Source organism: Fibrobacter sp. UWH5 (assembly GCF_900142505.1).
In the GTDB taxonomy this organism is placed as follows: domain Bacteria; phylum Fibrobacterota; class Fibrobacteria; order Fibrobacterales; family Fibrobacteraceae; genus Fibrobacter.
Genome location: NZ_FRBB01000001.1, coordinates 292,746 through 316,806, shown reverse-complemented (window position 1 = coordinate 316,806; position 24,061 = coordinate 292,746). Strand labels below are relative to the sequence as shown.

Annotated in this window: 20 protein-coding genes; 6 read left to right on the top strand and 14 right to left on the bottom strand. The window is 50.2% G+C overall.

Annotated features, from left to right (window positions below; translation table 11 throughout):
- Positions 1–24: 24 nt before the first annotated feature.
- Positions 25–1,263, bottom strand: coding sequence for a porin family protein (locus tag BUB38_RS01365; protein WP_073156003.1), 1,239 nt, complete (start codon positions 1,261–1,263; stop codon positions 25–27).
- On the bottom strand, positions 1,263–2,672 hold the full coding sequence (locus BUB38_RS01360; protein WP_073156001.1) for a hypothetical protein: 1,410 nt from the start codon (positions 2,670–2,672) through the stop codon (positions 1,263–1,265). Before BUB38_RS01360 ends, BUB38_RS01365 begins: the two co-directional genes overlap by 1 nt.
- Before the next feature lie 180 nt (positions 2,673–2,852).
- Between BUB38_RS01360 and thrC the strand changes: the two genes are divergently transcribed.
- Complete coding sequence (gene thrC, locus BUB38_RS01355) at positions 2,853–4,193, top strand: threonine synthase (RefSeq protein WP_073155999.1); 1,341 nt, start codon at positions 2,853–2,855, stop codon at positions 4,191–4,193.
- Positions 4,194–4,348: 155 nt separating this feature from the next.
- Here the strand turns inward: thrC and BUB38_RS15930 are convergent, their stop codons facing one another.
- A complete protein-coding gene (locus BUB38_RS15930) occupies positions 4,349–4,606 on the bottom strand; it encodes a hypothetical protein (RefSeq protein WP_139258150.1) in 258 nt (85 codons plus the stop codon).
- Between the two features lie 810 nt (positions 4,607–5,416).
- Positions 5,417–6,715, bottom strand: coding sequence for a hypothetical protein (locus BUB38_RS01345; protein WP_073155994.1), 1,299 nt, complete (start codon positions 6,713–6,715; stop codon positions 5,417–5,419).
- Positions 6,716–6,826: 111 nt separating this feature from the next.
- On the opposite strand from BUB38_RS01345, the gene mutL reads away from it, so the two are divergent.
- Entirely contained in the window at positions 6,827–8,737 is a 1,911-nt protein-coding gene (gene mutL, locus BUB38_RS01340; protein WP_073155991.1) for a DNA mismatch repair endonuclease MutL, read from the top strand.
- Here mutL and BUB38_RS01335 read toward each other — a convergent pair.
- Complete coding sequence (locus BUB38_RS01335; RefSeq protein WP_073155988.1) at positions 8,705–9,859, bottom strand: lipid-A-disaccharide synthase; 1,155 nt, start codon at positions 9,857–9,859, stop codon at positions 8,705–8,707. The genes mutL and BUB38_RS01335 overlap by 33 nt on opposite strands.
- Complete coding sequence (gene dnaE, locus BUB38_RS01330; protein WP_073155985.1) at positions 9,846–13,715, bottom strand: DNA polymerase III subunit alpha; 3,870 nt, start codon at positions 13,713–13,715, stop codon at positions 9,846–9,848. The genes BUB38_RS01335 and dnaE overlap by 14 nt, the downstream gene beginning before the upstream one ends.
- Positions 13,716–13,785: 70 nt before the next feature.
- Here dnaE and gmd point away from each other — a divergent pair, with 70 nt between their 5' ends.
- Genes gmd through BUB38_RS01310 form a run of 4 tightly spaced genes read left to right on the top strand, consistent with a single transcriptional unit; the run spans position 13,786 to position 17,712 of the window.
- Positions 13,786–14,805, top strand: coding sequence for a GDP-mannose 4,6-dehydratase (gene gmd / locus BUB38_RS01325; protein ID WP_073155982.1), 1,020 nt, complete (start codon positions 13,786–13,788; stop codon positions 14,803–14,805).
- Positions 14,805–15,692, top strand: a complete 888-nt coding sequence (locus BUB38_RS01320; RefSeq protein ID WP_073155979.1) for a GDP-mannose 4,6-dehydratase — start codon at positions 14,805–14,807, stop codon at positions 15,690–15,692. Before gmd ends, BUB38_RS01320 begins: the two co-directional genes overlap by 1 nt.
- Positions 15,676–16,761: a glycosyltransferase family 4 protein gene (locus BUB38_RS01315; RefSeq protein ID WP_073155976.1), complete on the top strand. Its 1,086-nt coding sequence runs from the start codon at positions 15,676–15,678 to the stop codon at positions 16,759–16,761. The genes BUB38_RS01320 and BUB38_RS01315 overlap by 17 nt, the downstream gene beginning before the upstream one ends.
- Positions 16,762–16,764: 3 nt before the next feature.
- Positions 16,765–17,712 (top strand): lysylphosphatidylglycerol synthase transmembrane domain-containing protein, encoded by a 948-nt coding sequence (locus BUB38_RS01310; RefSeq protein ID WP_073155973.1) that lies wholly within the window; start codon positions 16,765–16,767, stop codon positions 17,710–17,712.
- A 100-nt stretch (positions 17,713–17,812) separates the two neighbouring features.
- Here BUB38_RS01310 and BUB38_RS01305 read toward each other — a convergent pair whose 3' ends face one another.
- From BUB38_RS01305 to BUB38_RS01270, 8 genes are read right to left on the bottom strand one after another with little or no spacing between them, the layout of a single operon-like run.
- The gene (locus BUB38_RS01305; protein ID WP_073155970.1) at positions 17,813–18,826 is read right to left on the bottom strand and encodes an NAD(P)H-dependent glycerol-3-phosphate dehydrogenase; all 1,014 of its coding nucleotides are present in this window, start codon (positions 18,824–18,826) and stop codon (positions 17,813–17,815) included.
- Positions 18,827–18,867: 41 nt separating this feature from the next.
- Positions 18,868–19,503 (bottom strand): glycerol-3-phosphate 1-O-acyltransferase PlsY, encoded by a 636-nt coding sequence (gene plsY / locus BUB38_RS01300; RefSeq protein WP_158535408.1) that lies wholly within the window; start codon positions 19,501–19,503, stop codon positions 18,868–18,870.
- On the bottom strand, positions 19,451–20,878 hold the full coding sequence (gene der, locus BUB38_RS01295; protein WP_073155966.1) for a ribosome biogenesis GTPase Der: 1,428 nt from the start codon (positions 20,876–20,878) through the stop codon (positions 19,451–19,453). Before der ends, plsY begins: the two co-directional genes overlap by 53 nt.
- Before the next feature lie 43 nt (positions 20,879–20,921).
- Entirely contained in the window at positions 20,922–21,317 is a 396-nt protein-coding gene (locus tag BUB38_RS01290; protein WP_073155963.1) for a (deoxy)nucleoside triphosphate pyrophosphohydrolase, read from the bottom strand.
- A 19-nt stretch (positions 21,318–21,336) separates the two neighbouring features.
- Positions 21,337–22,011, bottom strand: a complete 675-nt coding sequence (locus tag BUB38_RS01285; protein WP_073155960.1) for an FISUMP domain-containing protein — start codon at positions 22,009–22,011, stop codon at positions 21,337–21,339.
- Positions 22,012–22,034: 23 nt separating this feature from the next.
- Complete coding sequence (locus BUB38_RS01280) at positions 22,035–22,670, bottom strand: hypothetical protein (protein WP_073155958.1); 636 nt, start codon at positions 22,668–22,670, stop codon at positions 22,035–22,037.
- 2 nt (positions 22,671–22,672) lie between these two features.
- Complete coding sequence (locus BUB38_RS01275) at positions 22,673–23,506, bottom strand: FISUMP domain-containing protein (RefSeq protein WP_073155955.1); 834 nt, start codon at positions 23,504–23,506, stop codon at positions 22,673–22,675.
- A 16-nt stretch (positions 23,507–23,522) separates the two neighbouring features.
- On the bottom strand, positions 23,523–23,960 hold the full coding sequence (locus BUB38_RS01270; protein ID WP_073155953.1) for a (deoxy)nucleoside triphosphate pyrophosphohydrolase: 438 nt from the start codon (positions 23,958–23,960) through the stop codon (positions 23,523–23,525).
- Positions 23,961–24,061 lie beyond the last annotated feature (101 nt).

Below are 24,061 nucleotides of genomic sequence, written 5' to 3'. Positions count from 1 at the left end.
TTTCGGCCTCCTTCATAAACACTTCTATCTGCGAGTCTGACCCCAGTTTCCAATACCGGTCAATCCAATTCGAATGGCAAAGAACGTTTCGTCCCATTCGTTATTGGAGTCAGCAAATCGCATGCCACCCTGGAACGCCAAATCTAAAGTCGTTCCCTTGCGGCCCAGGGGGAAACCTGCTCCCAGAGAGCCCCCTGCTTCATAAACATCCTTAATGTACCAGCTCTTGTACCATGCACCTACACGATAATTGATACGTGTCCAATACGGGTCATAGAACAAGGGACTTCCATCACACTGATAACCTACCGATGCCATAAAATCACTCTGGGTATCGGTAACCTTAGTCATGTCCCAACCGCCAGCAAGATTTTCAATTTCGCTATCCCAGGCGCGCCACTGCAGGTCGAACATGATATTGTGGCGCTTGTTCAGACGGTAGTTGATACCCGTGGCAAACATAGCCGGCACGTCAATTTCGCGAGTATAATGGGTGGTTGCCAAAGTGTCGTTTTCATTGAATCTGAAATCATATTCCAATGCATTCGACAAAGTGTAACCGGTCGTATAAGAGAAGAAATAGGATGCGACACGACCACGATACTGCAATGCCATCGTGTAATAGGCCGGATGATCCTTAAGTTCCCAGGAGCCTTCGACATAGTCGGTCAGGGTATAACCACGAGCACCCCAGACATCCTTCTTTTCGAGGTCACCTGTATCGGTGTTCAAGGTTAGACTGCGGGAGTTGCTACCCATAACAAAGTGAGCGGATCCACCAAGAGAAATAGATCTCAGGAAAGGCAGTCTAAGAGCATAAGTGGGAACCAGCTCATACACGCTACCCTTGTACTCGATCTTCGCGGTGTTTTTATCATCATCCGTATATTCTTCATTCATCGTGGCGGCATAGTGCTGCCACAAAGAAAGGCCCATTGCGCCAAAGCCTCCCATGGGGAAAGACAAATTGAACGAGGGCATAGAAAGATTTCTGCCGATGTAGCTGGCACCGTCGTTACTTGCGGCATCCATTTCCAGGAGGAAGTTCAAGTTGAAGACAACCTTGGTATCGAAAGCAAGGCGGGCCGGGTTCACCACAGAAAGGCCTTCGGCGTCACCCGTTTTGGCATTGCCGGCAAAACCACGACCAGCAGCGGAGGCTGTTCCTCCCATAACCTGTTCTTCGCCCAGGGCATCCATACCGATCATGGAACCAAAGGACAGTCCTGTCAAAACGCAAAGTGTACTAATAAGCTTTTTCATTATTCATCCCCCCGCTTAGTAGCCAACCAAAGTTTCAGCGTTGCAGGACTCTTCATAGAAGTTCCAAAATCGTAGCGGGCGTAATCCATGTAAGGCAGATACCTGAAGGAAGTATCCTTTGTAGTCTTGTTGTAGTAATCCAGGTAAGTGGGATCCTTTTCCTGCAGGAACGGATAACCCATACGAATCATCATCTTGAGCGTTCTGCCATCGCTGGCCTTATTGATGAAATCACGAACGCCATAGGAAATCTGCAAGGTCAAGGAATCCCCTTCGTGGAAAATCAAGTTCTGGTGACCACGGTCCTTGATGGTTGCAGAATCCAGACGGTATTCTTCCATTCGACGAACCTGGCCGTCTGCACTATCCACATAGGAGCCAACCACAACCTGAATAGGAAGTCCTAGTTCACTGCTCCCCTTGGAGTCATCACGGGCGAACGTCATACGGGCAAGAATAACAGCTTGACGGACGTCGTTGCTGTCCCCCGTCACAAACGGGAACTCGTCACCATAAAATTCAGACAGTGCCTTGAGAATTTCTGTAGAGGGGTATTCCACCACCAACGAGTCAAAAACACCGCCATGCAGCACAAGGGCATCCTCATCTTCCAGGTTAGAAATCAGAGAAGCCATTCGGAAGGGATAGAAATCCTTGTATGCAGAATCAGACAAGGTCCTTATACGCCAAATCGGAGCATGCTTAGAGGAGCTTGCACCGTAGAAACGATAGATTCTGGAAGCTTCCGGTGCAGAAAGACGGAGCTGCAAGCGGCAGGCAGGGCCGACCTTCTTCAGACGTTCCACAAGGGCAATCGGCAGGTCGATCTTCAACACGGTATCCTTCTTGCCCAAAGAAATGGAATAAGTCGTGTCGACGGTAGTATCGGCATTCCAGCTGGCCAGGTTTTCGTACCATACGGAAGCAGAGACTCCACCGATGCTGTCCACAAACTTTTCAGAAGAACCCTTGTGCAGAATCCAGCTGACATCAAGGTTCAATTTTTCCTTCAGCGGCAGGGAATCCTTCGGGAAATTCTTGTTGTTGTAGAATTCAAGCAAGGGATACAGCGCAATAAAGGAAGCTGCAGAATCCGACTTATACAAATCAGCAAAGAATTCCTTGTTGTGGAAAGCGAAATCAAAAACCAGATCATGAACCAGGTTAGACTGTTTTCCCAGAACGCCATAAGTATTGGCTGAATGGGCAGAAGTATCCAAAAAAGTTTCGAAAGCCACCGGGGACAGGCCATCAACGCTCAAAGTCTTGACCTTATAGGAAGAAGGCATTCCGTGGTCAGACAACCAGCTATTCAACCCATTATCGTCAGATTCAAAAAGGCAGGACGTCAAGACAAGGGCAAGAACACCCAACAATCCGCTAACAAAAATGCTTTTTCTCTTTTTCACTCGGAACTCCGAATACAATCTATATAACATCGGTTATTAAAACTTCGTGACCAAATATAGCAAGTTTAGGGTAAGCAAATAAGAACATCTAACGATACAAGGCACCCATAAAGGGGCTACATCCTGTACGCAGCACCAAATATTTGTTAAATTTGCATACGTTAAAATTTAGAGGAAATTATGACTCAGTTCAACGCTCATTTTAGAAACATCAACGGCGACGATACCTACCCGGTAACCGACGTTATTTACCGTTCCAAAGTCGACAACAGCCTGCTGGAAGTGGAACACGACCGCAAGGCCCTGGCAGAACGCAGCCCCGAAGAATGGAAGAAGCTGTTTGCCGAACGCCGCATGAGCTTTGAACCGGCTGACCAGAGCGGTATCTGGAGCAAGCGCGAAATGGTTCTCCCCGACATGCCCGTGGAAGACATCGTCACCATGCGCGAAGGCTGGAGCCCCCTGTTTGACGCAGCTCCCATCGCCAAGGAACTGGGCATCAAGAGCCTTAAGGTCAAGCTTTGCGGCAACTCCCACACCGGTTCCTTCAAGGACCTGGGCATGACCGTTCTGGTAAGCCAGGTGAACCACATCATCAAGAAGAACATTCACCCCATTGACGCCGTCGCTTGCGCTTCTACCGGTGATACTTCTGCAGCCCTTTCCGCTTACTGCGCCAAGGCAGGCATTCCCTCTATCGTGTTCCTGCCCGCCGGCAAGACCAGCGTTGCTCAGCTGATCCAGCCCATCTCCAACGGCAGCATCGTTCTCGCCTTGGACACCGACTTCGACGGCTGCATGAAGATCGTTCAGGAAGTCACCAAGGACAACCGCATTTATCTCGCCAACTCCATGAACAGCCTCCGCGTAGAAGGTCAGAAGACCATCTCTCCGGAAATCTGCCAGGAAATGGGTTGGAAGGTTCCCGACACCGTAATCATTCCGGGCGGCAACCTGGGTAACGTTTCCGCTCTCGCCAAGGGCTTCGAAGACTGCAAGGCCATGGGCCTCATCGACCGCATTCCTCGCATTATCGTGGCTCAGGCCGAAAACGCAAATCCCTTCTACCAGGCCTACGAACGCGGTTTCGACCAGCTGGTTCCCATGCAGGCCAAGAAGACTCTCGCTTCCGCCATCCAGATCGGCAACCCGGTCAGCTACCCCAAGGCTGTTCGCGCTATCCAGAAGACCAACGGTATGGTGGTCAGCGTCTCTGAAGAAGAACTGGCAAACGCAGCACACCGCGGCGACCGCATCGGTCTGTACTGCTGCCCCCACACTGGCGTGGCTCTCGGCGCCCTGGAAAAACTCTGCGCTGCAGGCAAGATCGACAAGGACGAAGACGTTGTTGTCATCAGCACCGCTCATGGCCTCAAGTTCACCGAATTCAAGGTGGGCTACCACGAACAGAAGCTGGAAGGCATCTGCAGCAAGTACGCAAACCCCATCTTCAAGGCTCCCGCCGAAATCGGCCCCGTCATGGATATCCTGAAGAAGGAAATGGCTGCTCGTAAGCGCTAATTGGCGAAGGACGAAGTCCGAGCAAATGGCGCTTAGTAAAGCGCTAATTTTTCGCGGACCGGTTCCGCGCAACACAATAAAATTGAAGAAGCCTCGGAAAAAATCCGGGGCTTTTCTATCTAAAGACGTTGCAAAAAGACCGCACTATGGATGAATCAAAATGCCACCATTAAATTCATTCCACCACCAGCATGAGCAAAGTCTATGGTAGGAACAATACTGACACTAACTGCATTAGGATTTCCGGCAGCCCTACGACGCTTGTAGGCATTTTCAGATTTCAAATACTCATCAAGTTGTCTAGCATGAGCACGATGTTCATTCAAGTAATAGATATTATACCCTAAAATCGGGCCACCAACAAGCAACAGCGGAACAGAAGCAACCAAAGATACCAAAAACATTCTGGCCATAGCGGGCTTCGGGAATTTCGTTCAAAACCAGCTGACGATAAATTTCCGTACTATCAATGCTCCAGTCCATTGGCGGGAGTTCCAACACCTGTTCATCCGTCAAAGTGTCTTTTGCGGAGGGATAAACAGATGGTCCATTCCTCCCAACCGCATTCTGCTCATGAGCAAAAACCAACGAAACAAAAAGAAAAGCGAACAAAAAAAACTCGCATAATGATCCTCCTATACGCACCCAAAATACATTCATTTCCAGAAAAACACAAAAACGAGTGCAATGTTAAAAAATTTCCCAATATACGTACCAGCCGAGTGTCGCGGGAGGTCGCTTGCGGACTCACAGGACCGAGGCGAAGAACAAGCTTGTTTTGGAGGGGTTCGGCCATTTGGGCCCTTAGTCTTGTTAAAGACTAACCCGCAAGGCGAGCGAAGCGAAAATGAGCTTGCTCATTTTCATTTCCGAGCCGAGGGTTAGCTTTTTTGATGGGGCTACAAGCCCCATCAAAAAAGAAAGGGCTCCCCGAAGGGAACCCTTTCCTAAGAAGGAGAAAATATGAGCGGAATCCGGAACCTTGAACTTACCAGGAGGGGAGCAATGATAGAGTTGTTTGAGGATTTACCCTTCTCCCGTTCACGATTCTAAATATACCATTCTTTATGCAGTAGAGAACTACCAATTATCTTACTTTTAATTACATAAAATTATTAAGAATAAGCATATTTTTTCAGTCATCTTTACTGCAATAAAAAATAAGCCGTTTCCAACAAACTAGTCGTACACGGCTTATTTTAAGAATCGTTTACGCTACAGGATTATTCTTCGCGGAAAATAATCTTGCACTTCGGAACAAAGCGGAAACCGCCGCGGCGATGACGTTCAATTTCGAAGAACTTCTTAACGCCTTCAGTCGGCTTATCCGGATCATCAGAACCGTTAATGTGAGCAATCACGCGGTTCAGACGGCTTTCAAAGTTGGGGCGCAGCGGATCCATGCAGATTGCCGGATCTCGCTTGAATTCACGGTTTTCGTATTCTTCACGACCGGTAGCAGTATATTCGCGAAGCAAGTTGCGGAGGATTCGAGCAGGAACGTTACGCATCAAGTGCTTGCTGTTCACAGAAATGGAATCATCGCTCTTGTAGTAGATAATGGTCACGGAGTCGTTCATGGCTTCCAGGAGCTGTTCCTGAGCGCGCTGGATGGGCTGCCAGGAATCAAATTCCTGCTTAACAACAGCGCTCATCAGCTTGTTGAAAGGCTCCGGTGCAACAACGTTTGCCTTATAGTCAAGGAAGACCACACTTGCCGGACAGCCGTAGTAGCAACCCTTGTGGATCAGTACAGCACCAGTCTTTTCGTCCACCACGTCTTCGATAGCCTTGATACAAGCCATCTTAGTTTCGGCTTCGACTTCCCATTCCAGTCCGTACTCGGACAGGCAGTCGCCAAAGGTCATGTACTTACCGACCTTGATACCAGAAACGTAGATAAAGCCATCATCGCGCATTTCTGCGGTGGCACGGTTTTCAAGAGCTTCAATGAAGGAGGTCTGTGCAGCCTTGAACTCAATGTGTTCGTAAGCCGGAGTGTTCAGGAGGATGGGGCCAATCTGGACGAGGCCGATAAACCAGCGCATGGGGTTGGTCACCAGAACACCCGGAGAGTCAAAGCGGAAGGAGAAGTATTCCTTGCGGTTGCCATCAACGAGTTCACGACGCAGGAACTTTGATTCGTTCAAAAGCGGATAACGCTTGGGAATGATGTCGAGGCAGAGCTGACGGACATCTTCGGTAGCGTAGAACTGGGAAACGTACGGGAGGTAGGAACGGAGCACGCTACGAGCCGGAACAGCTTCGAAGGCGGCGCAGCGGTCGATGATGCGCTGAACGAAGGTATCCGGATTTTCACCGCGTTCGTACAGCCAGCTCACCACATTGTTCATAACCAGGCGATGTGCACTTTCATCTACGAAGGAATCTTCAAAGTAGATGTCATTAAGCATCTTCACGTTAAAGCGAGAGTCCCGCTTAACGAGCGTAAGAATATCCTTCACAGGATAGGAAATCAACAGTTCGATATGAGTAAACTGCAAAAATAGATTTGAAAGCACTTTTAACCTCACTCCAGTGGTTTCTTTCGACTAGATGCACAAAATTCCAGTTGGTTCCACTAAATTAGCAAAAAAAACAAGATTCATCACACAAATGGCTATATTTTGGGCATGAAAACCGCCGAAATCCACTTTTTGCCAGACGAAATCATCAATAAAATCGCTGCAGGTGAAGTTATTGAGCGTCCGGCATCCGCTGTAAAGGAACTCATCGAGAACGCAATTGATGCGGGAGCCACCCGTATTCAAGTCACTATCGAAGAAGGCGGAAAGAAAAAAATCCAGGTTTCGGACAACGGGAAGGGCATGAGCAGCGCCGACCTGGACATCTGCTACCTGAGGCATACTACATCTAAACTAAACAATGCCGACGATCTTTTTCATCTAAGAACAAACGGTTTCCGAGGCGAAGCCGTGGCTTCAATCGCCGCCATTTCTAAGCTGACAATCACCAGCGCCACAGACGATGGCGAAAGCGGACGTCTCATTCTTAAAGGAGGCGAACTGGTAGAAAAACAGGATATTCAGGCAAGTCGCGGAACAACCTTCCTGGTAGAAGATCTTTTTTACAACACTCCAGTCCGTCGAACGTTCCTGAGTAGCGAAACTTCAGAAAGCACTCGAATTTTTGACGTCATCCTTAAGACAGCGATCGCCCACCCGGAGATCCGCTTCGATTATAAGGTTGGAGGCAAATCCGTATTTACAGGCGTCCCCGGAGAGCTCCGAAGCAGAATCGCCGAAGCCATCGGTTCTAAAATTGCAAAGGCGCTGCTCCCCGTGGACTACACCGAAGCAGGCATCCACGTCACAGGCTTTGTCTCCCCCACGACCGAAACAAACGGCAAGCGCAACAACCAGTATTTGTTCATCCGCAACCGCCCCATCGAAAGCAAGATGGTCAGCAAGGCGGTTACCCAGTCCTACGAGCCTTACGGTGCCCAGTGCAAACCTGTATCGGTACTCTTCCTGGACATGCCCGACATGGAGTTCGACGTAAACGTTCACCCGGCCAAGCGAGAAGTCCGCTTTGCCAACGGGAACCTAGTCTTTCTGGTCGTCCTCCACGCCATCCGCGAAACGTTCAAGCAGGACATGGAAGCAAATTCCCCGTTTATCGACTTGAGCGATGAAATGAGTTCGCCCGCCCCCGCAGCGTCTTCGTTTGCGGAGACTGCGGCACCGACCAGTTCCTTTGCCCCTCCCTTACAGTTTGCGGCACCTGTCAGCGAACCCACACCCCCTACAAGTTTCAAGGATCCTGGCCCTAAGCAGCCTTACACGCCCTCTTACACGCCCCCTTCGTTCAGCAAGTCCTGGATTTCTCCTAAGCCGGTAAAGCAACAGCGCGAAGACGACTTGAACCAGGACTTGTTCAGCACCCCCGAAGCAGGAAAGGTCATCTCCCTGGAAACAGAGAAGAAGGCCGAGGTCAAGGCTCCTCCCGTCTGGAATCCCCCTGCCTTTTTCCAGATCGCCAACACCTACATTGCCGGCGAAGACGTCAACGGTTTGCTCATCATCGACCAGCATGCCGCCCATTCCCGCATCCTGTACGAACAGGCTCTGGAGACTTTGCGAAACGGTTCCGCCCTGGACAGCCAGGAACTTCTGTTCCCGGAACATCTGGAACTCAGCAAGATCGAGGCCCAGGTTCTCAGTTCTGTCGAAAGCCAGTTCCAGCAGTTGGGCTTTTACATCGAACACTTTGGCGGAGACACTTACCAGATCCGTTCTATCCCCAGCGCATTGCCGCTGTCACGAGCCATCAAGGCGGTACGAGACTTTCTGGACAGCATCGACGGCAACAGCGAAGGCGACATGGTAAAGGTGCAAGACATTATCGCCAAGGCCTGGGCAAAGACCAACGCCTACCAGGCTGGAGACAAGTTGAAACCTGAAGAAATGGCCACATTGATGGGCCAGCTCATGACCACCGACGAACCGTTGAAATCCCCCTACGGAACGCCGACCCTGATGCGTTTGACATTAGAAGAACTGAGCAAGAAATTCAGACATTAACTGTTCTGACGACAGTCCTTCAGACAAATTATTCCGCAATTCTGATTCCAGTTTTGCGGATTTTTTTTCGCGTAATGACATGGCCGACTTTAAGGCTTCGGCGGTCTGTTCGTAAGACGAATCATTCCAACGGTACTTTATAAATTCAGCAGTACTCGCTTGCGATAAAACAATATTAGGGAGAGAAAAATAGGACGTCCTGACAAGACGTTTCCCTAGGGCATAGGTCAATGCATCCGGCTTGGTACAGACGACCAGGGGAACCCCGGACAAGGCAAGTTCCAAGGTAGCCGTTCCCGGAGCAGAAATCGCCCCCTGGGAATTTCTATAGAAAGCACACCGTTCCTGGGGCAGAGAGGGAGCCTCGACCACCTGAATCCAGGAGGGAACCTTTCCGTGGAAATAACGGTTTAGGCAGTCTTGAATAAGGGCCACCAAACTTTTTCGGGCCGCGACGAAAGCAAAATTTTGATCCTGGAACTTCGATGCAATCTTCAGGAAAACAGGAATATTGCGCAGAGTCTGCCCCTTACGGCTACCCGGCATCAGCAGGATTTTTTCGTGAAGATTTTTTTGTTCGGAAGAGTTCGTCACTTCTTCATGGGTGGATTCTGCAAAAGGGTGCCGCAAACGAGAAACGGAGCATCCTTCCATCTCATAAGGGGCTTTCTCAAATTCAAAAAACACAGCCAGTCGTGTCTGAGGAACAACCGCCAACTGCTTGGCACGTTTCGCCTTCCAGGCCCACACCTGGGGCGGCGCCACATAAAGGCTTGGTTTTCCGAGACGCCCCGCCAGCTGGACTAGCTTCATGTTGAACCCGGGATAGTCAATGGCCACCAGCCCCTTGCAGGCAGGATTAGCCAACACCGTTTCCAGAGTCTTATAGTCTCGACGAAGTTTCAGATACTTAGGAAGCACATCGCCAAAACCGGATACCGGCAAATCCTCATATTCCACAAGAGCGCGCAGACCCGCCCCTTGCATGCGGGGGCCACCTGAGCCCAAGGCATCAAACTGATGCGCCCCTTTTTTGAAAAAGGCAGAGACTAGGCTTTCACCAATGCAGTCTCCAGAATCTTCACCCGCACAAAAGAGGATGTACGGTTTACCTTCTTGCATTGCTAGAAACCCACACCTTGATAGCGCCGAGTTCTTTACGAAGTTTTCCAAGAAGTTCCGGAGAATAAACCACCTTGCTCTTTTTAAGAGCAAGCACATGTACGTTGCCAGATTCAGATTCCACATGACAAATCAGGTCACAACCCCGTTCTCCTTCTTCTACGAAGGGGGCGTTACGTTCCATCAAGTCCTGCAGTTTCTCGGCAAATTCTTCATCCACCATGTTCGAGAGAATGGCCATATGGATGTATTTCACCATATCGAAGCGGACACGATCCAACTGAATGACTTCCTGCACAACAAGCTGGAGGCCATCAGACATTCGTTGCGGTTCCAGGGAGCCTTTCATCAGAACGCGGTCATCGATGGTCACGGTATCGCGGAACTGTTCCCACATATCCTTCTTGAAGAAGACATCCAGGTCTCCGTGGAAATCCTGAATGGTGCCAACACCAATGGTATCGCCCTTCTTCGTTTCGATGGACTTCAACTTGATGACCACACCGCCAACGGCCACGGCGGCATCACCCACATGATGGCTCAGCTCATCTTCAGCCAGGGAACAGGTGCTAAAGCCCTGAAGTTCCGGACGGAATTCATCCAGCGGGTGGCCCGACAGGAACAAGCCCAGAATATCCCGTTCCTTGTTGAGCATTTCCATGGCGGTCCATTCTTCCGCTTCTTCAAGAACTTCGGCGGAACTATCCATAGCCGGTTCGCCACCGCCCATATCGAACAGGGAAATCTGACCGCGGTCACGGTCTTCCTGCTTTTTCGCAGCCACGTCCATAGCTTTGTCTACAGAGGCCATCAAGGCGGCGCGGCTTCCAGGGAAATCGTCCAACGCACCAGCCATCACAAGGCTTTCAATCAGGCGTTTGTTCATGGGCGGGCGTTTTTCTTTCTGGGAAGCCTGATATTCTACAACGCGTTTGCAGAAACTGAACAGATCGGTATACTTGCCGCCACGTTCACGTTCTGCAACGATGTCTTCCACAACAGCGGAACCCACATTGCGGATACCTGCAAGGCCAAATAAAATTTGACCTTTTTCATTAGCGATAAATTCACCCACAGAAGCGTTGATATTAGGCGAAACCACTTCAATATCCAGGCGTTTACATTCCAAAATGATGGTCACGATATCTTCGGTCTTACCCATCTTGGAAGTCATGGATGCGGCCATGTATTCGGGGCCGTAATGGGTCTTCAGGTAAGCGGTCTGATAGGCAACGTAAGCGTAGGCAGCAGCATGGCTCTTGTTAAAGGCGTATCCGCAGAAGGGAAGCACGGCGTTCCAGACCTTCTGAATCATGGCCTTGTCGTAGCCCTTGTTAACGCACTTTTCGAAGAATTCCGGTTCAAGTTTAGCCATCTTCTCGGGCATCTTCTTGGCCATGATACGGCGGATATTGTCAGCGCCACCCAGCGTGTAGCCACCCAGAATCTGGGCAAGCTTCATCACCTGTTCCTGATACACGATAACGCCGTAAGTTTCACCCAGAACTTCTTCCAAGTCCGGATGGTAACAGTCGATTTCTTCGTTACCCAGCTTACGGGCAATAAAGTGGGGAATCTGATCGATAGGACCCGGACGATACAGGGCGTTCATAGCGATCAAGTCACCGATACGGTTGGGCTTCAGTTCACGGAGGTATTTCTGCATACCCGGAGATTCGAACTGGAACACCGTAGTGGTCATACCCTTACTCAAAAGGTCGAAGGTCGCCTTGTCATCCAGAGGGATATGGCTCATGTCCACTTCAATCTGGCGATTCTGCTTGACCATTCGGACCGTATCCTGAATGATGGACAAGTTGATCAGACCAAGGAAGTCCATTTTCAGAAGGCCGATGTCTTCTGCGTAATGCTTATCGTACATCACCACCGGAGTATCTTCGGGGGCGGCGCGATAAAGGGGAGCCAAGTTATAAATGGGGGTCGGCGTAATCACAACGCCGCAAGCGTGAACGCCTGTCTGACGGGGCAAATCTTCCAACATCAGAGCCGTATCCCAAAGGGTCTGATACATGGCGCGGGACTTGATCAGAGCCTGCAGCGGTTCCGGGCTATAATCATCTTCCAGGTTGTTACCCTTCTTGTCCTTACCGGTCCAGGCTTGCTTCAAACTGAAGTTCAAAGTACGCTGGGGGAACAGTTTCGTAACCGCCTTGGCATCGGCAGGAGCAATTCCAAGAACACGGGCCACGTCCGTAATTACCGCCTTGGACTTCAGCATACCGTAAGTAATAATCTGGCCCACGCATTCCTTGCCGTACTTCTGGGTCACGTAATCAATCACGCGGCCACGGTCACGGTCGGCAAAGTCCGTATCGATATCGGGCATGGACACACGTTCCGGATTCAGGAATCGTTCAAAGAGCAAGTCAAACTTTAGAGGGTCAATGTCCGTAATACCGATGATGTAGGTAACAAGAGAACCTGCAGCAGAACCACGACCCGGGCCCACGGGAATACCGTTGTTACGGGCCCAGTTAATGAAGTCCCACACAATGAGCAGGTAGCCCGCCACGTTCATGTTTCGGATACAGTTCAGCTCCTTGTACATACGGGCGCCCACGTCCGTCGTATGTTCGGGGAACTTGAAATTTTCTTCAGGGAAGCGCCACTTCAAGAAGCCATTACAAAGATGGATGATATAAATGTCAGAGTCAGAGCCCGGCTTACACCAGCGATGAACAGCCTTGTCCCAAGCCTTGTTATCCTCTTCGTTAAAGAATTCGGGAGCCGACAGACGATCAATTTCAGCCTTGTCATCATCAGTTAGAGCGTCAGGTTCGATTCCCTTTTCGGCACAATACTGTTCCTGGACTTTTTTCTTCTTGTCCTTGATGACGCCCTTCAATTCGCGTTCACGAACTACGGGATATTCCGCATCGTATTCGGCTTTCATGATGGCCTTGATGTTCTGATATTCTTCACCTTCCAGGAAGTCCTTGGGAATGGCAAATCGAGGCCAGAATTCATCACCGATACCGGTCTTGACGGTATAGTTACAACGTTCTGCAATCTTTACGGTATTTTCGATGGCACCGGGAATATGGCCAAACTTGGCCACCATTTCTTCTTCGGTCTGATAGTAGAATCCATCGGTAGGGAATCTCTTGTCACCGGCATCATTCAAAGTCGTCTTTGTAGAAATGCAACGAAGGATTTTATGAGCCTGGGCATCTTCCTTGTTGATGTAGTGGACATCGCCTACGGCCACAACCTCACGGCCTAATTCATTTGCCAGCTGAACCGTAAAATCGTTTACCAATTTTTGTTGAGGAACACCGTTGTCGCACACCCCGAAATACAGATGGTCGTGATCGAAAATCTTATCGAGACTTTCCATGTATTCGCGGGCAACGGAATTACGACCTGCGGCAACACTTTGACCGTACTTACTGAAAAAGTCACCTGCGATGGCAATGATACCTTCCTTGAACTCTTCCACCGTCTCTAGGGGAACAGAAGGAATTTCAGCCCAGCGGTCACCATCTTCGTAACGGTAACTGACGATACGGAGCAGGTTATAATACCCTTTTTCATTTTCAACCAGAAGGGTCAGGCGTTCATATGTCAGGTTATCCTTGCTGGTTGCGCTGGGGGTATCAATATAGACATGGCATCCGTACAGAGTTTTCAGAGGAGGCTGGCCGTCACCCTTGCGTTTTTTGTTAAGCCCCTGTCCACGAGTCTGGAATTCCAGAATACCAAACATGGCACCATGGTCGGTAAGGGCGATAGCCGGTGCGTTATCTTTTGCTGCGGCAGCAAGAATATCATCAAGACGGGCAGATGCCTGAAGAACAGAAAATTCGGAATGGGTCTGAAGATGTACAAAAGCCATAGCCGCAATATAAAAAAAGCAGCCTCCCCTTTCGCGAAGGAATTCGCCGAATATTACTATCTTTAAAACTATGAAAAGAGCATTGATTACAGGTATTACTGGCCAGGACGGCTCCTATTTGGCAGAGTTTCTTTTGGAGAAAGGCTACGAAGTCTTCGGTTTAGTCCGTCGCAAGAGCAAACTGGACTTTAACAACGCCGAGCACCTCCAGGGTAAGGTAACGTTTATCTTCGGTGATATGACCGATTCCGCCTCCCTGCTGAGAGCCATGGAAATCGCCAAGCCCGACGAAATCTACAATCTGGCAGCACAGTCCTTCGTGACTACATCCTGGGAAACGCCCCTCTCTACCGCAGACATCAATGCCATCGGTGTTACAAAGCTTCTGGAAGCGGTACGTCTGTGCAAGCCCGACACCCGCGTGTACCAGGCAAGCACCAGCGAAATGTTCGGAAAGGTCCAGGCCATTCCGCAAAACGAAGAAACGCCGTTCTACCCCCGCAGCCCTTATGGCGTATCCAAGCTGTACGGACACTGGATTATCAAGAACTACCGCGAAAGCTACGGAATGTTCGCCTGCTCCGGCATTCTCTTCAACCACGAATCCGAACGCCGCGGAGCCGAATTCGTAACCCGTAAGATTACCATCGCCGTTGCCAAGATCAAGGCAGGCCTTCAGGATTGCGTCGAATTGGGCAATATGGACGCCAGCCGCGACTGGGGTCATTCCGCAGACTATGTACGCGCCATGTGGCTTATGCTCCAGCAGCCCACTGCAGACGACTTCGTCGTTTCTTCGGGCGTAACTCATACGGTTCGCGAATTTGTGACTATGGCCTTCAAGGCTGCCGGTATGGAATTGACCTGGCACGGACAGGGCGTCGACGAATTCGCCACCCGCAAAGACAACGGCAAAGTCGTGGTCAAGGTCAACCCTCAGTTCTTCCGCCCCGCAGAAGTAGACCTTCTCATCGGCGATTCCAGCAAGGCCCGCAAGGTTCTCGGTTGGAAACCCGAAATCAGCTACGAAGACCTGGTTTCCCGCATGGTCGCAAGCGACATCAAGCTTTTGGCCGAAGGTAAAATTTAATGGGCAGGGCTCTCATTGTCGGAGCAGCAGGTTTCGTGGGCAAATACCTGACCCGCGAACTGGAAGAAGCCGGGCACACTGTTTTTCCAACGGACATGCCCGAAGTCAACCTTCTTGACAAGGCCAGCCTAGAAGCTGCCATCCGCAAGAGCAATCCCGACTACATCGTAAACTTGGCCGCCATCAGTTCTGTTGGTGCCTCCTGGAAAAATCCGACCTTGACAATGGATGTCAATGTTAAAGGTACGCTGTACTTGTTGGAAGCAATCCAGGAACTGGCCCCCCACGCCAAGACCCTCCTGATCGGAAGCGCCGAGGAATACGCCCAACAGGAATCCCCCCTCAAGGAAAGCGATTCCCTGCAGGCATCAAACCCCTATGGAATTTCCAAGATTGCCCAGGAAAATTTTGCAGACCTTTTTCGCAAGAAATACGGAATGCAGATTATCTGTACCCGTTCCTTTAACCACACTGGCGTAGGACAGGTAGAAGCCTTCGCCATTCCTAGCTTCGTCGGACAGGCTGCCCGCATCGAAAAAAGCGGCCAGGAAGGAACCATCAAGGTGGGCAACCTAAGCGCCTACAGAGATTTTTCCGATGTCCGCGACGTGGTTCGAACCTACCGTCTGCTTCTTGAAAACAAGAACGAATTCCACACCTATAACGTGGGGTCCGGAAAGGCCCATAAGGTCGAGGACTTGCTACAGACCATCGTGAGTTTTGCAACGGTCAAGATCAACGTAGAACAGGATCCCGAAAGGATGCGCCCTGTCGACATGCCCTACCAATGTGCGGATAACAGCCGCATTGTAAACGCAGGCTACTGGCGCGGCACTCCCATCCAAGAAACTTTGAAGTGGATGTTTGACAATGAAAGAAATGCCTAAAATCGCAATTGACGCACGCATGGTCAGCCGTTCCGGCATTGGCACCTGCATTCAGCATTGGCTGAAGGACGTCGGCTACAAAATCGCTCTGGGCGACCCCAAGGAACTTGCAGAATATCCTGAAGTTCCAAAGCACATCCCTTTCATCAGCGGCATTTACGGGTACAAGGAACAGTTGAAGTTCCCCTATTGCAAACTTCGCCGTGAAAAGCCAGACGTCCTGCACATTCCCCATTGCAATGTGCCCCTGTTCTACCGCGGCAAAATGATGGTCACCATTCACGATTTGACCCACCTGGTCTATCCAGAATTCCTGCCCTCAAAAATTGTCCACCTCTACTTTAAATTTATTTTCTGGTTTGTCTGCAAGCGCGCCAACCGTATCATTGTCGATTCCGAAAGCACAAAGAACGACCTGGTCCGTTTCTACAACGCAGACACAAGCAAGATTACCAAGGTTCTTCTGGCAGCCGGTAAGGAATTCATCCGCAAGCCCAAGGAAGACGTGGAATACCTTTACGAAAAGTTCAACATTCCCCGCGACAAGAAGATTCTCCTGTATGTAGGCAACCTTCTTCCTCACAAGAATTTGAACGGACTCCTTGACGGTTTCGCCCAGATGAAGGGCAAGGAAGATTGCCGTCTCGTTCTCGTAGGCAAGGCCTTTGCCGGGCGCACCAACGCCACCAAGGAATCTGACTTGGGAATCGCTGACCTGACAATTCACGCAGGCATGGTAAGCCAGGACGACCTGGTAAATCTGTACAACCTGGCAGACCTTTTTGTGCTCCCCTCCCTGTATGAAGGTTTCGGCCTTCCCGTTCTGGAGGCATTCGCCTGCGGTACTCCGGTCGCCTGTTCCAACACATCTTCGCTGCCTGAAGTTGGCGGTGACGTGGCCACCTATTTTGACCCCAAGGATCCTTCCAGCGTAGCACAGGCTCTCGAAAAATCCATTGACTCCAAGGGAATGTTTGACGACAAGATTGATGCCTGGGTGAGCCAGTTTACCTGGGAAAAGAGCGCCAGGGAACTTGCAGAAATTGCCGCAGAAGTCGCAGGGAAATAATCCATGCAGAGCCAATCCAACCTAAAGAAAAAACTGCTGAACCTGCTGAAGGTCGTTGTAAGTGTGGGCGGCCTTGGCTTTATCTTTTACAAGGTTCCCTTCGCAAAGGTCTGCAGCCATTGGACGGAACAGGCTCTCCCCTGGATTGGACTTATCCTGATCTGCACCGTTTTTAGCATGGCAATCCAAGCCAACCGATGGCGTTGTCTGCTTCTTGACGAAGGCAAGAAAGTCCCCTTCAGAATTTTTTACGGTTACATCGCCCTGGGCTATTTCTTCAACAACTTGCTTCCCAGCGGATTTGGCGGGGATGCCGTAAAGACAATCGCCTTCGGCAAGCGTTTCGGCAACACGGCAAATTCCGTCGCCGCCGTCGTCATATCGAGAGTGATGGGGCTTTTGGCCATGTTCCTCTGCTTCTTCGCCATGTTCCCCTTTGTCATTACCAGACTGCAAATTCCCGCCATTTACACGGGAGCGGTTTGCGGAGTGGCCCTCCTCAGCATCCTGATCATTACGGCCGGGCTATTTTCAGACAAAATAAAGATTCCCGACACACTAGGCCAGAAGATTCCATTCCTCCTGAAACTGCAAAACGCCTTCAGCATTTACCGCGGTTACAAGAAAGCCTTCATCCTTTCGGGTGTGGATTCCATCTGGCTGCAGATTTCTTCGATTCTAATCCACTACGCCTACTTCCAGGCCGTAGGCTCCCCTGTTGACTTGGCCACCATAACCATATTCATGACCATCACCATAACGGTTTCCATGTTGCCCATTTCCATCAATGGGATAGGACTTCGCGAAAGTGTGAACGTCAGCCTGTTTACAGGTCTGCTGGGAATTCCCGCAGACATCGTCCTGGCCGCGGCCCTGATCGGCTACATCCCCATGATTTTCCAGGCCGTGCAGGGGGCTGTAGCATTTGCAGTCCTCAAAGGGAACAAATAATCGCGCCGGAGGCGCCTGGTTTTATAACTCGTAATTCATAACAAAGCAAAAAAGTCCTGGTATTTCACCAGGACTTTTTGCTTAAGCTTTAGGGTGGAAGTTAGTTCCAGTTTTCGGCCTTCAGGTCACGGCCCCAAATTTCGTCGAAAACTTCCTTCACGGTCTTGCCACCAAAGAGAAGGTCGTAGACTGCATTGACGATAGGCATTTCGACGCCAAGCTTGTCGGCCAGAGCCTTGGTGCTACGGCAAGTGGGGACGCCTTCGGCAATCATCTTCATGCCGCCGAGAACCTGATCAATAGTTTCTCCCTTACCGATGTGTTCACCCACATAACGGTTACGGCTATGCTGAGAAAGGCAAGTCACAATCAAGTCACCCATACCGGCAAGGCCAGCGAAGGTTTCGGGATTGGCACCCATGGCACGACCCAGGCGGCACATTTCTGCCTGACCGCGAGTGAGGAGGGCTGCACGAGTATTGTCGCCAGCGCCAACACCATAAAGCACACCAGATGCGATGGCAATCACGTTCTTCACGGAACCGCAAAGTTCCACACCGATAATATCGGTAGAGGTGTACACGCGGAGGTAGGAGCAGCTCATAGCCTTCTGCACCAGCTTTGCAGACTCTTCGCTAGTAGAAGCGGCAACGATGGCAGTAAGCACATGGCGGCTAACTTCTTCGGCGTGAGACGGACCGCTAAAGGCAACCATCTTGTCGTCGGTGAGCCAAGGAACATTTTCAAGAAGGACTTCGCTCATGAGCTGATTGGTACCTTCGAGAATACCCTTGGTAGCGCAAACCACCACCGGTTCCTTACCCTTTTCAGGGGTCCACTGACCAAGATTCTTGGCAACACCGCCCATGAACTGGGAAGGCACCACGATCATCACCATTTCTGCGCCTTCGAGGGCGGCATTCATGTCGGTGGTATACTTAAAGTCAGCGGGGAAAATTACACCGGGAAGCTTATCCTTGTACTGATGTTCAGTAGAAAGCAGATCGACTTCAGCCTGGGAATTGGTCCAAAAAGTAATGTCGTTCTTATTTTCGTAAATCACCTGGCCCAGGGTAAGACCCCAGCCGCCGGTACCCAAAACTGTAACTTTCATAATAAAAACCTCGTTTACAAAACAATCTACAAAATTAACGTTTATTGTTTGGGAGTCTTGCGCTTGCTACCAAAACCGTTTTCGGTACCATTCATCAAACGTTTGATGTTGGACTTATGCTTTACAATCACAAAGACAGCAACAATCACGGCAAGAATCATCTGACCGAGATTGATGGATTCCAGATAATGTTCGGGAACCAGGTAGCCGTACACAGACAGAAGACCCAGAACGGCGCAGCCGCCAATGCTACCCACAGACACATACTTTGTAGAGAAGGTCAGGATAATCCAGGTGGCAAAACCGATAAGCACGGTAATGGGGCTAATGGCAAGGAACACGCCCAGTGCAGCCAGAACACCCTTACCGCCGCGGAAACCGGCAAAGCAAGTGAAGCTATGGCCAAGAATCACCAGAAGACCAGCAACCAGGGGAACCCAGCTAGACCAGTCGGCACCACCGGCTTCAACCTGGGCCTTGCACATGAGAGCGGCAATGAAAGGTCCAAAGAAACCCTTCAGCAAGTCCATGAACACAACCGGCAGGGCGGGCTTCCAGCCCAAGACGCGGAATGTATTTGTAAGGCCGGCATTCTTCGATCCGTATTCGCGGATATCGAAGTCCTTACCTTTCGCGATTTTTGCGATCCATATGGCGCTGGGTATCGACCCCAGCAAGTACGCTATTGGAAGACTCAGTAAACTGTTCAAGTTCTTCATCCTTTCTAAGGGTTAATTTCATATCGAAGTTCAAACGGAGAGGAGCGCCTTGCAGCTGGAATTCCTCAAAGAACTTCTTCATCAGGTAGCGCTTGTAAGACTCGGCCACCAAATCAGGGGTGCGGGTCTCGATAGCGATTACAGGGGGTTCCACCATGATCTGGCAGGCACGGGTCAGCTGAACCGTACGGGCGTTCTGGCTAGGCACCGGATTTTCTTCGATGAACTTAGCGAAAGCCTGGGCAACATTGTCGCGGCCAAGAACTCGGCGGCAGTTGGCATACACGGTCTGGATAGCCTGAATGACGCGGTTGATGCGCTGGCCTTCCTTGGCACTGATAGAGAGAATGGGAACGTATTCCAGCATGGGTTCGCGTTCCATCATTTCCTTAACCATGTGGTCAAAGGACTTTTCGGTCTTGTTGGGGAGAATGTCCCACTTGTTCAGCAACAGGACCAGGCCCTTGCCAGCCTTGCGAATTTCGGTGATGATGCGGAAATCCTGAATTTCGAGACCGCGGGTGCAGTCCACCATCAGCACAGACACGTCGGAACGGCGAATGCTTTCCAGAGTGCGCATGTTACTGAAGATTTCCACTTCGTCGTCGACCTTGGCCTTCTTGCGGAGGCCAGCGGTGTCGGTAACAACAAACTTCTTGCCATCTACAACAAAGTCGCAGTCAATGGAATCGCGGGTGGTACCCGGAATATCGCTGACCACGGCACGTTCTTCGTTCAGCAGGCGGTTGAGCAAGGTGCTCTTGCCGGCGTTGGGTCGACCGAGAATGGCAAACTTGATGGGGCGTTCTTCACGACGTTCACCGCGAACCGGAGTCGGAAGCACAGCGATGATTTCATCGAGAAGGGAAAGGCAGGCGTAACCGGTCAGGGCACTGATAGTGCGGGGCTGACCAAAACCCAGCTTCAGGAATTCATAGCTTTCCTGACGGTCGCCACCGTTTTCGCTCTTGTTGGCCACAAGAATCACCCTCTTGTCCAGCTTGCGGATCAGGCGTGCGAACTGCTGGTCCAGCTTGGTAATGCCCACACGGACATCCACCATGAACAGCACCAAGTCGGATTCATTGACTGCATTAAAAATCTGGGTGCGGACACTATCGGCCAGCACATCGATGGTGTCGTCGGGCAGGAATCCGCCAGTATCCACCACGGTAAATTCATGACCCTTGAAACGGGCATTCTGGTAATGACGGTCGCGGGTAACACCATCACGGTCACTAACCACGGCGGCACGACGGCCGAGAATGCGGTTAAACAGGGAGGACTTGCCTACGTTGGGGCGTCCAATGATACATACAATAGGTAACTTCATTATGAGGCGAAATATAGAATATTTATGCGCCTGTCTTAAGGTACTACAATGCCAATATGGCCTTCACCACCCCCACATCCGCAGGAAGCCAATCCAGACCATGAAGCTCCTGGGGCCCCAACCAACGAGACGCTTGGTGTTCTAATAAAGTAACACTTCCATTCACAATGGAACAGAAAAAGCAATGCATGGTCAAGTGAAATTTAGGGTAATCATATTCCACCGTGGTAATGAACTGCCCCACCTCCACATCAACGGCCAATTCCTCTTTTAGCTCTCGGGCCAGAGCCTGTTCTGGCGTTTCCCCAGGTTCCATCTTTCCACCGGGGAATTCCCAGCCGCCTTTTTGATCGCCGTAGCCACGCTGGGTTGCAAAGAACTTTTTCGTCCCGGCGGATTCGTCGCAAATAACACCGGCCACAACTTCTATTGTTTTCATGAGAAAAATGTAATAAAGGTCAATCCTTTACGCAACGGACATTGGAGACATCGCCTTCACGTAGAACTGAGCCAAAGTGAAGAGACGTTCGTTGAGAAGCAAAAACCGCTCGCCAAACGTGATTGGGAACGTCATTTGTTCGAATCGAAGAATCCAATGTTGACGTCAAAAAGTACGCATACAAGCCATCATCCCTTCTCTTGGCGAGAGATGGTTGCATATTAAAACCGCAATCATCATACCCATTAGCAGAGTCTCCAGGGTTCAAAGGAATCCAGCCAGACACACTTTTCAAATGCAAGGCGGCATTCCCTGATCCATCAACACTTTTCCCAAGAATCTGCCATTCATCCATAGATGGCAAATGCCAGCCAAGTGGGCAGCTTGCACTGTCATACAGGTAAAAACGCCCCACAGTATTACAGCCATCCTCTTCAAAGTAGCATACGCTCCATGCCTCAGTCTTGTAATTCAGATTCTCGGCCATCCACACCTGGTCTCCGATGGTCGTGTACTTGTAAACGCGGCTGTCGCGTTCGTCGGTAAACGTGCCGCGGTTCGGCATGCCATAGGCGTTCGTGCCGATGTCGGGGCACACCTTCTCGGCGCTCCATGCCTCGTCGGAGTCAGTGAGGCAAGAAGAGAAAAACAGTGCCAGCAAGGCGAACAAAAGCGAAGCCATTACCTTTTTCATAAGAGTTTCCTTTTTTCAGTTTCCTAGAATTCAAACAACTTATCCGGAAACTTGGCGGAGCTGCGGAGCGCGAGGATTTTCGTTACCACCTTCGTCTCGATACCCGAAACCATCACGGAGACCACCATGGATTTCAGGTTATTCTCGGAATCGTAGGCGAACGTCGTATGCACGGACTTTTCTGCATCATCGTTTTCAAGCTTTTCGATGCGTTTTTTCTGGGAATTGTAGTAAAGCGCACCCTCGGCACCCTCGATCTTGTATAAGTTTTCGGACACTCTCACCGGGGATTTCCATTCGCCGGCGTCGAGGGGGTTGAAGTTCGTGTACTTCTGGGCCTCCAAAGCCTCTCCGTTGTACGGCAAAATCTGGAACTTATTCGTGTTCAAGTCAATGACCTTCATACGAGAGCCGTTTACGATGCTGCGCTGGTTCATGAACGACGTCTTCATCTCGGTGTAGGTCTTGGAACGGCCCTTCTGAACCATGTAAATGGAAACCACCTGCCTGCCTGCCGGCGTGTTCACCGTGGTGCGGATGCTCATTTCCACAGAATCCTGCGAGAGGGCGCGGGATTTAAGGTCGGCACGCACCTGGTCAAGGGTAAGAGCGAAGGAGGAAACGGAAAAAAGAAGGATGGATAGCAAAAATTTTGGCATGATCAATCCTTGAGGCAACGGATGGAGATAAAATTATGCGATGTAAAAGCCATATTCCCAAATTCCATAATCATATTCCACGCAAAGAGTTCGTTTTTAGCCGTCGTTGTTGCAAATGCAGATGTAATTGAAAATCGCTGCATTGCGCCATTCATAAAAAGGTATCCATTAAGTGGCACCGAATAGCCACAAGAATTATCTGGCCTTTTATACCATTTTTTCGTTTCCGAATCAAGTCTATCATAGGATTCTTCTTCTAAAAGTCTCAACTCATCATTTTGAACAGATTCCATCAAAACTTCCCATTCTGCTTTGGACGGCACACGCCACCCCTGCGGACATATCGTATCCAACAGAACCCTGTCCAAGAACCCCTCCTTTTCCCCATTTTCATAAAGGTTATAATACCTCCCAAATCGTTCGCAGAATTCGTCGGCGATGCATTCGTTTGTTGTGCAGGTGGTGTTCATGCGTTGGCCGATTTCGGCGAGCTTGGATGTATCTTCAACACATACTGTATCACCAACAGAATCACCACGCCATCTTTGTTTCCAATAACACGTCTTTTTGCCATAGCACATGCTGTACGGATACGGCAGTTCGTACTTTAAATTTTCGGCCATCCACACCTGGTCTCCGATGGTCGTGTACTTGTAAACGCGGCCGTCGCGTTCGTCGGTGAAAGTGCCGCGGTTCGGCATGCCGTAGGCGTTCGTGCCGATGTCGGGGCACACCTTCTCGGCGCTCCAGCTTTCACCCTCGTCGTCGAATATGCAAGAGGTAAGGGAAAAGGCCGCAAGCAAAATTGAGAATAGACAAACCAACTTAAGTTTCATCTCGATCCATCTTTTTTTATTTGAAAATCTGCCAGTTGAGAATCACGTTGCCGTTGCGCAGCACCAGGTAGCCGCCCTGCTTGAGTTTGTCGGCAGGGAGCCAGCCCACGTCCCGAAGTTCCCCACGGGAAAGCCACCTAGCCGCCTCGTGTTCCAACAAAGTAATATTCCCGTCAAGGATTTCGCAGAAGAAACAATGCATGGTCAAGTGGAACTTGGGGTAGTCAAATTCAACCGTGGTAATAAACTCCCCCACCTTCACATCTATTGCCAGTTCCTCTTTCAGTTCGCGGACCAGGGCCTGCTCAGGAGTTTCGCCAGGTTCCATTTTTCCACCCGGGAATTCCCACCCGCCCTTTTGCTCTCCGTAACCACGCTGGGTTGCAAAAAATTTTATGGAACCGTCCTGTTCCATCTTACGAATAACGCCAGCTACAACTTCTATTGTTTTCATGCGTTAAAAATAGATTTTTTCTGTCTTTACTACAAGATTTATAAAATGACAAAATATGTCATTCAAATCAAATTATTTTTTTAGAAAAAAGGTGGGACACA

What these genes read in the sequence shown, in the direction of transcription:
- der (WP_073155966.1), bottom strand. Translation starts at nt 20,878, where the DNA reads ATGAAGTTACCTATTGTATGTATCATTGGACGCCCCAACGTAGGCAAG.
- BUB38_RS01365 (WP_073156003.1), bottom strand. Translation starts at nt 1,263, where the DNA reads ATGAAAAAGCTTATTAGTACACTTTGCGTTTTGACAGGACTGTCCTTT.
- thrC (WP_073155999.1), top strand. Translation starts at nt 2,853, where the DNA reads ATGACTCAGTTCAACGCTCATTTTAGAAACATCAACGGCGACGATACC.
- BUB38_RS01270 (WP_073155953.1), bottom strand. Translation starts at nt 23,960, where the DNA reads ATGAAAACAATAGAAGTTGTAGCTGGCGTTATTCGTAAGATGGAACAG.
- BUB38_RS01285 (WP_073155960.1), bottom strand. Translation starts at nt 22,011, where the DNA reads ATGAAAAAGGTAATGGCTTCGCTTTTGTTCGCCTTGCTGGCACTGTTT.
- BUB38_RS01280 (WP_073155958.1), bottom strand. Translation starts at nt 22,670, where the DNA reads ATGCCAAAATTTTTGCTATCCATCCTTCTTTTTTCCGTTTCCTCCTTC.
- BUB38_RS01305 (WP_073155970.1), bottom strand. Translation starts at nt 18,826, where the DNA reads ATGAAAGTTACAGTTTTGGGTACCGGCGGCTGGGGTCTTACCCTGGGC.
- BUB38_RS01290 (WP_073155963.1), bottom strand. Translation starts at nt 21,317, where the DNA reads ATGAAAACAATAGAAGTTGTGGCCGGTGTTATTTGCGACGAATCCGCC.
- mutL (WP_073155991.1), top strand. Translation starts at nt 6,827, where the DNA reads ATGAAAACCGCCGAAATCCACTTTTTGCCAGACGAAATCATCAATAAA.
- dnaE (WP_073155985.1), bottom strand. Translation starts at nt 13,715, where the DNA reads ATGGCTTTTGTACATCTTCAGACCCATTCCGAATTTTCTGTTCTTCAG.
- BUB38_RS01315 (WP_073155976.1), top strand. Translation starts at nt 15,676, where the DNA reads ATGAAAGAAATGCCTAAAATCGCAATTGACGCACGCATGGTCAGCCGT.
- BUB38_RS01320 (WP_073155979.1), top strand. Translation starts at nt 14,805, where the DNA reads ATGGGCAGGGCTCTCATTGTCGGAGCAGCAGGTTTCGTGGGCAAATAC.
- BUB38_RS15930 (WP_139258150.1), bottom strand. Translation starts at nt 4,606, where the DNA reads ATGGCCAGAATGTTTTTGGTATCTTTGGTTGCTTCTGTTCCGCTGTTG.
- BUB38_RS01310 (WP_073155973.1), top strand. Translation starts at nt 16,765, where the DNA reads ATGCAGAGCCAATCCAACCTAAAGAAAAAACTGCTGAACCTGCTGAAG.
- gmd (WP_073155982.1), top strand. Translation starts at nt 13,786, where the DNA reads ATGAAAAGAGCATTGATTACAGGTATTACTGGCCAGGACGGCTCCTAT.
- BUB38_RS01335 (WP_073155988.1), bottom strand. Translation starts at nt 9,859, where the DNA reads ATGCAAGAAGGTAAACCGTACATCCTCTTTTGTGCGGGTGAAGATTCT.
- BUB38_RS01275 (WP_073155955.1), bottom strand. Translation starts at nt 23,506, where the DNA reads ATGAAACTTAAGTTGGTTTGTCTATTCTCAATTTTGCTTGCGGCCTTT.